This is a genomic window from Lysobacter sp. P5_B9 (assembly GCF_054049835.1).
Genome location: NZ_JBFULP010000001.1, coordinates 14,598 through 24,879, shown reverse-complemented (window position 1 = coordinate 24,879; position 10,282 = coordinate 14,598). Strand labels below are relative to the sequence as shown.

At 64.2% G+C, this 10,282-nt stretch carries 7 protein-coding genes; 2 read left to right on the top strand and 5 right to left on the bottom strand.

Translation table 11 applies throughout. The annotated features are described in order from the left end of the window. Nucleotides 1-2: 2 nt before the first annotated feature. Nucleotides 3-518 carry a hypothetical protein gene (locus ACXJJ9_RS00120; RefSeq protein ID WP_457095289.1) on the bottom strand — a complete coding sequence of 172 codons (516 nt, stop codon included), beginning with the start codon at nucleotides 516-518 and terminating at the stop codon, nucleotides 3-5. Nucleotides 519-1,570: 1,052 nt separating this feature from the next. On the opposite strand from ACXJJ9_RS00120, the gene ACXJJ9_RS00115 reads away from it, so the two are divergent. Together ACXJJ9_RS00115 and ACXJJ9_RS00110 are read left to right on the top strand one after the other, a co-directional pair. After that, nucleotides 1,571-4,411 (top strand): galactose oxidase-like domain-containing protein, encoded by a 2,841-nt coding sequence (locus tag ACXJJ9_RS00115; protein ID WP_457095288.1) that lies wholly within the window; start codon nucleotides 1,571-1,573, stop codon nucleotides 4,409-4,411. A gap of 254 nt (nucleotides 4,412-4,665) precedes the next feature. Next, nucleotides 4,666-8,046: a galactose oxidase-like domain-containing protein gene (locus tag ACXJJ9_RS00110; protein ID WP_457095287.1), complete on the top strand. Its 3,381-nt coding sequence runs from the start codon at nucleotides 4,666-4,668 to the stop codon at nucleotides 8,044-8,046. A gap of 14 nt (nucleotides 8,047-8,060) precedes the next feature. Here the strand turns inward: ACXJJ9_RS00110 and ACXJJ9_RS00105 are convergent, their stop codons facing one another. From ACXJJ9_RS00105 to ACXJJ9_RS00090, 4 genes are read right to left on the bottom strand one after another with little or no spacing between them, the layout of a single operon-like run. Continuing rightward, on the bottom strand, nucleotides 8,061-8,618 hold the full coding sequence (locus ACXJJ9_RS00105; protein ID WP_457095286.1) for a GNAT family N-acetyltransferase: 558 nt from the start codon (nucleotides 8,616-8,618) through the stop codon (nucleotides 8,061-8,063). After that, on the bottom strand, nucleotides 8,615-9,031 hold the full coding sequence (locus ACXJJ9_RS00100; RefSeq protein WP_457095285.1) for a GFA family protein: 417 nt from the start codon (nucleotides 9,029-9,031) through the stop codon (nucleotides 8,615-8,617). The genes ACXJJ9_RS00105 and ACXJJ9_RS00100 overlap by 4 nt, the downstream gene beginning before the upstream one ends. Before the next feature lie 17 nt (nucleotides 9,032-9,048). Then, nucleotides 9,049-9,735: a hypothetical protein gene (locus ACXJJ9_RS00095; protein ID WP_457095284.1), complete on the bottom strand. Its 687-nt coding sequence runs from the start codon at nucleotides 9,733-9,735 to the stop codon at nucleotides 9,049-9,051. Nucleotides 9,736-9,754: 19 nt separating this feature from the next. Next, entirely contained in the window at nucleotides 9,755-10,189 is a 435-nt protein-coding gene (locus ACXJJ9_RS00090) for a hypothetical protein (protein ID WP_457095283.1), read from the bottom strand. Nucleotides 10,190-10,282: the final 93 nt, after the last annotated feature.

Below are 10,282 nucleotides of genomic sequence, written 5' to 3'. Positions count from 1 at the left end.
CCTTACCAGTTCGCGACGCTGACGGAATCGCCGGATACGGTCACGCCGAGAAGCGTGGGCTTGATCGCCTTGGTGAACGCGGCCGTCTCGCTGCGGCTGTACTCCTGGCCGTTGGCGAGCTTGCCGTTCACCGTTACCTGGATCTGGTGCGCTCCGCTGGCGATGTTGCCGGTATACAGGCGCTGCACACCGCCCTTCTGCAGGGCTTCAAGCTCCTTGAAGCTGTAGATGTAGTGAGTCGCAGGCTGTTCATCGACCTGCACGTCCACGGAATCCAGGCGCAGCGTATCGCCCTTGGCGAGTTGCACGAACACCGCCAGATGAGTGTCGGACGAATACAGCAGCTTCTCTTCAAGCTGGTTGAGCTCGGCGGCGATGGACAGGACGTCGGACTTGACCCCCTGCACCTGCTCGTCCAGGCCCTTCATCTGCTCGCGATAGCCGTCCTGCGCCCACGCCTGCGCGCAGGTCCCCATCAGCAGGAGCGATACGACTGCCCACGAAAAAACCTTCTTCATGCGATCCGCCTCACAGTTCCCTGGCCACGGCTGCGCATCACCATGCAACCTGCAAGGCAGGCTGCGGCGATCCCGCTTTTTGTGGAGCTTTTTGTTCCCCTCAACCCCGGCGACTTCGTGCGCGCAATCTTTCGATTGCCCTGCTCTTGTCCCTATTCAGCCGGTGGAAAGTGGGCGCATTAGATCAGCGGCCAAATCCGGCGCAGTGAGATCGTCATTGCAGAACGTGTACACAACAGGGCAATAACTGACGAATTTTTGTCAGATGCCAACGCATCTCTCAGGAGAAGTGTGATGCAGATCTTCGATGCGCGAATCCAGCAGCAAGAGAGCGGCACGGGCACGAGTTGTGCCACCCCACCGTGGCGACATCAGGTTGAGGACCCGCGGCCACGAAGTGATCGGCGCCCGGTGTCCGGCGAGCTGTGCGAGGCGACCGAATCGGGCAGTACCCCCGCCGGACGGTGCGCGGATGAGTGGGTCTTGGTACCTGATCCCGACAGATGCAGGGCGGATCAAGCGTCAACCTCAGGTCACCCATAGGTGCTGAAACCAGGTTCGCCGCTTTCTCATTGCGGCAAGCGAAACACTGATGTGCTGCTTTACCTGTGAGACGTTCCCTTGACTTTGCTTAATGCGCCTCTCCAGGCCGGCCCGCCAACATGCATGCCAACACGCGTGCCAATAGACGTGCCAACTACCCGGCTCGCTGCCGCCGCTGCAACGCAACTCATTGCGCACGAGCCATTACACAACCGCTTCACACGGTCGCCATGGCAGTCGCGACGCGTGCACGCGATGAAAGGCGCGTCAATACAAGTGCATTGCACACCGCAACCACAAAGGAAGAAGTGCGCACGACGTGAATTCTCGATGTCGTCGTTTATGCGATGTACAGGCATAATTTATGCATTCGAATTTTTCTTTCTCGCAACACAATTTGCATGTCCTCATGCATGCATTCGCGACGTTACGTACCTAGGCAGGGGGTCGAATTAACGTGGAATGACACGACATCATTTCCACGTAAACAAGCAAGGCGGAACAAGAACGTGCTTCGTGATCGGCTGGTGCGTCGCAGTTACATCATTGGAGCAATGCTGGTCCTGGCCATGCTGGCCACGTGGGCAGCCATCCATCCGAACACGCGCGTCGAGCGCGCTCCTGAACGGGATTTTTCGGCGGCCATCACCGCGGCGAGCAACGACCCTCTCATTCTCGCGGCACTGAAAACCCGGGCCAACCAGGACCGTGTCATGGGTGGCGACGAAGCTGCGGTGAGCGAGTTCGCGACCACGCAGCCGATCGGTGCGCTGAGCGCGCTGCCTTCGTCCGGTGACCCGGTAAAGGGCTCGTTTTCCCCAGTCATCAACTGGCCACTGGTCGGAATCCACGCGGTACTGACCCCCGATGGTCGCGTACTCAGCTATGGCACCTCGGCGACCGGCGCCCGCACCGGGTACTTCATCTACGACGTGTGGGACCCACAGCTCGGCTTGGGCAGCAACTCACATACGGTGCTGCCCAACCAGACCGCGGTCGACCTGTTCTGCAATTCCCAGCTCCTCCTGCCCAATGGCAACATCGAGATGTGGGGCGGCGACGTGTTCAACGCGACCACGGGCAAGGCATTACTCCAGCCCAATGACGATTCCAATCTCTTCACGCCGCTGAACAACAGCCTGGTGCGCACGGGCAAGATGTTCCGCAAGCGCTGGTACGCGACCGCAACGACCCTGCCCAATGGCGAGGTCTACATCCAGGGCGGTACCGGTGGCGAGGACTTCCCCGAAGTCCGCATGAGCACCGGCAACTTCCGCCTGCTGACGGGCGCATCGACGACGTTTCTCGGCGCCCTGTATCCGCGCAACTTCGTCGCACCGGACGGCAAGGTCTTCGGCACGCGCTACGAATACATGTACCGGGTGGATCCCACTGGCATTGGCACCATTACGCGGCTGGCGAACTTTCCCGGCACCAATCTGGGCGCGAGTTCGACCGCGGTGATGTTCCGGCCGGGCAAGATCCTGCAGACGGGGGGCGGCTACGACACGAACTCCGCCAGTCCGCTGGCCCATGTGATCAACATCAACGGCGCCACTCCGGTCGTCCAGCAGGTGGCATCACCGCTCTATGCTCGCCACTGGGCCACGAGCACGATCCTCCCTGACGGCCGCGTGTTCCTCTCCGGTGGCAGTGTCGCCGACAACGATCCGATCAATGGCGTGGACTACATCAGCGAACTCTACGACCCGGTCGCGAACACCTGGAAGGCCGGCGCCACGGCGCAGCGGATGCGCCTGTACCACTCGACCGCATTGCTGTTGCCCGACGCCACGGTATTGACCCTGGGCGGCGGCGCGATCGGGCCCGAACTCAACCTCAATGGCGAAATCTATTACCCGCCGTATCTTTTCAACAGCAGCGGCACGCCTGCCACACGGCCGATCATTTCGTCGGCGCCAATGACCATCGACCCGGGCCAGGCGATCACGATCGGGACGCCCAGCCCATCCAGCATCACCCGCGTGACCCTGGTCAAGGCCGGTTCGGTCACGCACTCCTTCAACATGGACCAGCGCTTCCTCGAACTGCCGTTCACGGTGGTCGGAGGTCAACTGCGGGCCACGCTTCCCAGCAATCCGTTCGAAACACCGCCCGGCTTCTACATGGTCTTCATCTTCAACGGCAAGGTCCCGTCCGAAGCCGCCATGCTGCGCATCAACATCCGGTCGCCGGCGCGCCTGACGGTCCGCAAGGTGGTGGTGAACGACAACGGCGGCAACAAGGTCGCCGCGGATTTCGGGTTCTCCATCAACGGCGCCGCGGCGGTGACCTTCGAGGCCGACGGCAGCAACACACTCAACCTGCCCGCCGGCACCTACACCGTCACCGAGCCGGCCACCTCCGGCTATGCCGCCAGCCTGTCCAACTGCAGCGGCATCGTGCTGGCCGACAACAGCAATGCGACCTGCACGATCACCAACAACGACATCGCCGGCGCGCTCGTTGCGAGCACCGGCACCAGCAAGCCGGTTTACGTGCGCAGCGAAACGGTGACCATGACGGCCCATGTGGTGCGCAATGGACAGCCGGTCGCTGGCGCAAGCGTCAGCTTCGATGCGCTCAAGCCGAATCTCGTGAACCACTCCCGGGGCACTGCAGTCACGGACGTCAACGGCAATGCCAGCGCGTCGTTCGTGTCCGGCACCGGCTCGAGTTCGATCGGCACGTATCTGCTGACCACCACCGTGACCAGTGGCGGCCTCACGGGCACCGCCAATGCCAGCTTCGTGGTCCAGTACGCCGCGACCGCGACGCTGACCGTCAACAAGGTGATGGTGAACGAGAACGGCGGCACCCGGCAGGCCTCCGATTTCAGCTTCTCCGTCAATGGCGGCGCCCCGGTGGCTTTCCAGAACGACGGCAGCAACGTGCTCTCGGTGGCGGCGGGGACCTACAACGTCACCGAGCCCTCCCCCCTCGGCTATACGCCCACTTACTCCAATTGCAGCAACATCGTGCTGGGAGTGGGCGGTAGCGCGACCTGCACGATCACCAACAGCGACCACTCCTCGACCCAGACAGCGGAGCTCACGGCGACGGCCGGCAGCAGCAAGCCCACCTACGTGCGTGGTGAAACCGTGACGATGACGGCCCGCGTGCTCCGCGACGGCGTGCCGGTGGCGGACGCGCTCGTCTCCTTCGATGCACTCAAGCCGAACCTGCTGAACCATGTCCGCGGCAGCGCAACCACGGATGGCAACGGCAACGCCAGCGTGTCATTCGTGTCCGGCACCGGATCGAGCTCGATCGGCACCTACCAGTTGACGGCGACTGCATCCAGCAACGGGCAGACCACACAGGCGTCCGCGACCTTCGTGGTCCAGTAGCAGGACCTGCATGCGTTAGTGCGGTGTGATCGTGCGGAGCCACGGGTATCGACCCGGCCGCAATGGGGGCCCACCGCGACGACGGGAATGGCGAGAGCCGACGCGCGTGCGCAAGGCAAAGGCCGGCACTGGCTGTGCTCAAACGGGAAGCCAGACGCGTGTCCTTCCGCGGAGTCCCGTTGCGTTACTACTCGAGAAGAGGGTCGCAACACGCGGAGTGACCGTCATCAATCCGCGCATCGAGGCAGGGCGAAATGAGCGACGTCTTACCGGGGCCAGCGCGCCGTGGTTTCATGATCGGAGCAGTGCTGGTCCTGGTCGCCGTCGCGACCTGGGCGGCCATCCGGGTTTCGAGCGAGCGCACGACGGACGTCGTCCGTGAGCGCGACCTGTCCGCCGCGGTGGCCGCCGCCCGCAACGATCCCCTCATCCTGGCAGCGCTGCAGACACGGGCGAACCAGAACCGCGTGAGGCAGGGTGACGCCAGGGCGGTGGCGGCGTTCGCAACCACCGTCCCGGTCGGCGCACTGACCGCGCTGCCCGCGTCGGGAGATCCGGTCAAGGGCGTATTTTCCCCAGTCATCAACTGGCCACTGGTGGGCATCCATGCGGTACTGACGCCCGATGGTCGCGTGCTCAGCTATGGCACCACTGCGACCGGAGTCCGCACCGGGTACTTCACCTACGACGTGTGGGACCCGCAGCTGGGCCTGGAGAGCGCGTCGCATACCGTGCTGCCCAACCAGACCGCGGTCGACCTGTTCTGCAACGCCCAGCTCCTCCTGCCCGATGGCAACATCGAGATGTGGGGCGGCGACGTGCTCAACGCGAACACGGGCAAAGCCTCGCTCCAGCCCAATGACGATTCCAATCTCTTCACGCCGCTGAACAACAGCCTGGTGCGCACGGGCAAGATGTTCCGCAAGCGCTGGTATGCGACCGCCACGACCATGCCCAGCGGCGAGGTCTACATCCAGGGCGGCACCGGTGGCGACGACTTCCCCGAAGTCCGCACGAGCACCGGCAACTTCCGCCTGCTGACGGGCGCATCGACGACCTATCTTGGCGCCCTGTATCCGCGCAACTTCGTCGCCCCGGACGGCAACATCTTCGGTACGCGCTATGGCTACATGTACCGGGTGGATCCCGCCGGTGTTGGCGCCCTTACGCGCCTGGCGAACTTCCCCGGCAGCAACCTGGGCGCGAGTTCGACCGCGGTGATGTTCCGCCCGGGCAGGATCCTGCAGCTCGGTGGCGGCTACGACGCCAACTTTGCCAGTCCGCTGGCCCATGTGATCAACATCAACGGCCCCGCCCCGGCCGTCCAGCAGGTGGCATCACCGCTCTATCGTCGCCACTGGGCCAACAGCACGATGCTGGCGGACGGTCGCGTGTTCGTATCCGGCGGCAGCGTGGCCGACAACGATCCCGTCAATGGCGTGGATTACACCAGCGAACTCTACGACCCGGTTGCGAACACCTGGACGGTGGGCGCCACGGCACAGCGGATGCGCCTGTACCACTCGACGGCGCTGCTGTTGCCCGACGCCACGGTGCTGACCCTGGGAGGCGGCGCGATCGGCCCGGAACTCAACCTCAATGCCGAGATCTATTACCCGCCGTATCTTTTCAACACCGATGGCACGCCCGCTGCGCGGCCGATCATTTCGTCGGCACCGATGACCATCGATCCCGGCCAGACGATCACGCTCGGAACGCCCGACGCATCCAGCATTTCCCGCGTGACGCTGGTCAAGGCCGGCTCGGTCACGCACTCCTTCAACATGGATCAGCGCTTCCTCGAGCTGCCATTTACCGTGGCCGGGAACGAACTGCAGGCCACGCTTCCCACGAATCCGTTCGAAACGCCCCCGGGCTTCTACCTGGTTTTCATCCACAACAACCAGGGGGTGCCATCGGAAGCCGCCATGGTGCGCATCAACGTGCGCGCACCGGCACGCCTGACCATCAACAAGGTCGTGGTGAACGACAACGGCGGCAACAAGACCGCCTCGGACTTCAGCTTCTCGGTCAATGGCGCGGCGCCGGTGGATTTCGACGCCGACGGCAGCAATACGCTCAATGTACCTGCCGGCACCTACACCATCACCGAACCGGCGACGACCGGCTATGCCGCCAGCCTGTCCAATTGCAGCGGCCTCGTCCTGGGCGACGGCGATAGCGCCACCTGCACGATCACCAACAACGACATCGCCGGCGCGCTCGTGGCGAGCACCGGCACGAGCAAGCCCGTCTATGTGCGCGGCGAGACCGTGACGATGACGGCCCACGTGCTTCGCAACGGCGTGCCCGTTTCGGGCGCAAAGGTCAATTTCGATGCGCTCAAGCCGAATCTCATCAACCACGTCAATTTGACTGCGAATACGGACGTCAACGGCAATGCCAGCGTGTCGTTCGTCTCTGGCACCGGTTCGAGCTCGATCGGCACCTACCAGCTGACCACCACCGCGACCAGCGGCGGCCTGACGGCGACGACCGAGGCCACCTTCGTGGTCCAGTTCGCCGCGACCGCGACCCTGACGGTCAACAAGGTGATGGTGAACGAGAACGGCGGCACCAAGGATGCTTCCGACTTCAGCTTCTCGGTCAATGGCGCGGCGCCGCTGGCTTTCGAGGCCGATGGCAGCAACGTGCTCACGGTGACCGCAGGGACCTACACCGTCACCGAACCGCCCTCGCCAGGCTACACCGCCACCTTCTCCAACTGCACCAGCATCGTGCTGGGAGTCGGCGACAGCGCTACCTGCACGATCACCAATAGCGACCACACCCCGCCGCCACCCAATGCGACGCTGACGGTGATCAAACTCGTGGTGAACGACGATGGCGGCATCAAGACCGCGTCGGACTTCAGCTTCTCGATCAACGGAACCGCACCGGTGGCATTCGAGAGCGATGGCGACAACAACGTCAGCGTGGCCGCGGGAATCTACACGATCACCGAGCCGCCCTCGCCCGGCTATGCCGCCACGTTCTCGAATTGCAGCAACATCGAGCTCGCCGCTGGCGACAACGCGACCTGCACCATCACCAACAACGACCTGCCGCTGGCAACGCTTACGGTCAACAAGGTGGTGGTCAACAACGACGGCGGCACCAAGGTCGCATCGGACTTCGGGTTCTCGGTCAATGGCGCGGCGCCGGTGGCCTTCGAAGCGGATGGCAGCAACACGCTCAGCGTCCCAGCCGGAACCTACACCATCACCGAACCGGCCGTGGCCAACTATGTCGCGAGCTTCTCCAATTGCAGCGGCCTCGTCCTGTCCGCGGGCGGCAGCGCGACCTGCACGATCACCAACAATGACGTGCCCGTGTTTTCGGCGACGGCCGGCACCAGCAAGCCCACCTACATACGCGGCGAAACCGTGACGATGACGGCCCACGTAGTCCGCAACGGCGCGCCGGTTGCGGGCGCCAAGGTCAGTTTCGACGCGCTCAAACCGAATCTCATCAACCACGTCACGATGAGCGCGAATACGGACAGCAACGGCAATGCCAGCGTGTCGTTCGTGTCCGGCACCGGCTCGAGCTCGATCGGCGTCTACCAGCTGACGGCGACCGCCACCAGCAGCGGGCAGACGACACAGGCGTTCGCGACCTTCGTGGTCCAGTAACAGGCGCGCGGCACTCAGGCCGTGCGATCGGGTTCCCAGCGCATGTAGACGTCGGCACGGTCGTAATGCGAGCCAGGCCGCGGCGCCGGGTAATGGCGGAAGCCGACGCTCTCGTACAGCGCCAGCGCCGGGGCCAGCTTGTGGCTGGACTCAAGGAACAACTCGTGTCCGCCCGAGGCGCGGTACGCCTCCAGCGCGCCCTCCATCAGGCGGCGGCCGATGCCTGTGCCGCGGTGTCCTTCTTCCACCGCCATCTTGGTCAGTTCGAAGACGCCATCGCCCTCGTGCTTGAGCGCCACCGTACCAACGGCGCGCTCACTGCCGTCGCCGGCGCGCAGCAACGCAAACAACACGCGGCCGCCTCCGGCAAGGATGTGGGCTTCGGGGTTGCCGAGCACTTCGCGATCGATCGGTTCGACCACGAACCAGCGCTCGAGCCAGGCGATGTTGAGGCGGGCGAAGTCCTCGCGCCAGCGCGGAACGAAATCGACGATGCGGAGGTCGGTCGTATTGGCCATGCCCGGATCATAGCCACGCGCCCGGCAGGCCTCCAGCGCCACCTGCAACGTCATGTTGCGGGTGGCGCCACGGAGAGATGGGCGATGGCCGCGGTGGCGGCTTCGCGGTTGTTGTCGTCGAAGACCGCGATCGTCATGCCCGTCACCGTACCGTCGTCGAGGCAGCGCGCGTTGACGTCGAAGCCGTCGGGGTGGCTGCGCGGCACATAGAAACTCTTGATGCCGCAGTGCCGGCAGAACAGATGCCGTGCGGCGCCGGTATTGAAGGCGTATTCGCTCAGCTCATCCGCGCCCGCGACCAGGCGAAAACGCGCGGCGGGAACGATCAGGTGCAGGAAGCCGCTCATGCGACAGATCGAGCAGTTGCAGTCGAGCACCTCAAGTTGGGCGGGAGCATCGACTTCAAAACGCACGCGACGGCAATGGCAGCCACCGCGATGCGTCACCAGCGAATCGGACGTGTTCATGCACGCCAGTTTACGACTCACTCCTTGCCGTTGCCCTTGCCTTTCCTGCTGCCCTGGGCCGGGGTCTTGCCAGCCGGCTTGCCCGCGTCCGTTTTGCCTGCCTTGCCCTTGCCTCGCGCGGCCGGATCATGGCCGGATTTCACCGGCTTGCCATGGCCGTGGGCCGCGGGAGCGCCGCCCGCCGGCTTGCCGGAGTGGTTCCTGCTGCGCTCGGGGTACTCGCGCCGCAGGTCGTCGTCGATGTCGATCGGTCGCGCCCAGCGGTCGTAGGTCGGCACGAATCCCTTCTTCAGTGCGTGGAATTCCGGGGATCCCGGCTTGATGCCCAGGCGCTGCGCCAGCGCGCCCCAGCCTTGGCCCCGATCGGCTTCGTACTGGTCGGCGACGTAGCGGCATGGACGCCCCAGCACCGATGCCATGGCGCAGGCGTAGTACACGTCACCCGGCGCCCAATGGCGCGCCTGCAGCAACTCGACTACCAGCGGACGCGGCGCGTTGTGGTAACGCACCATCTCGTCGATGAACGGCTCGGGATAGCGCGCGCCGTAGTGATTCATGTCGCCAAGCCAGGTATCGACCCAGGCATCGCCGCTGCGTGGATCCCAGTCTCCTTCCTGCGCAACCGCGTTGGCGCCGATAAGCACCAGGACCAGCGCGAGCAGGCCGTGCTTCCACTTCATGTGCATCCGGGAGAGCCCGTGCATGGAGATTCCTCGTATCGACTCAGGGTTCGATCACGAACTTGCCGAAAGCCACACCCAGGTCCCAGCCTTTGCCCTTTCCAGCCAACGTCAACGAGACGCTGCCCTTGGTCATGGCCATGGCCTTGGCTGACCTGGAGGCGCCCGCATGCACCTCGCTGCTGGCATAGGTGCCCAGCACGTCCTTGATGGTGTACACGCCGGTGAACTCACCGTGGCCACCTTCGATCCGCGACTTGCCGACCGTCAGCCCGCCGCCCTTCGCCCGAATATGCACTGGAAGCGTCTGGCCATCGTCGCAGCTCACCAGGCCTGAGCCGGTCGCAGTCTCGTAGAAGACCGACCATCCCGCGAGGTCGAAGGACAAGGTGCAGGTGATCGGTCCACTGGCGAAGGCGGGCGTCGAGGCTGCGGCCAACAGGACGGCACAGGTCAGTGCAGACAGACGGGCTTTCATTCCAGTGCTCAGGGATCGCGATGGGCAAAGGCTACCATTGCACCACGATGCCGATCACGGCCCGGCGCGTCGGGCACCAAACAAGAAAGGCGG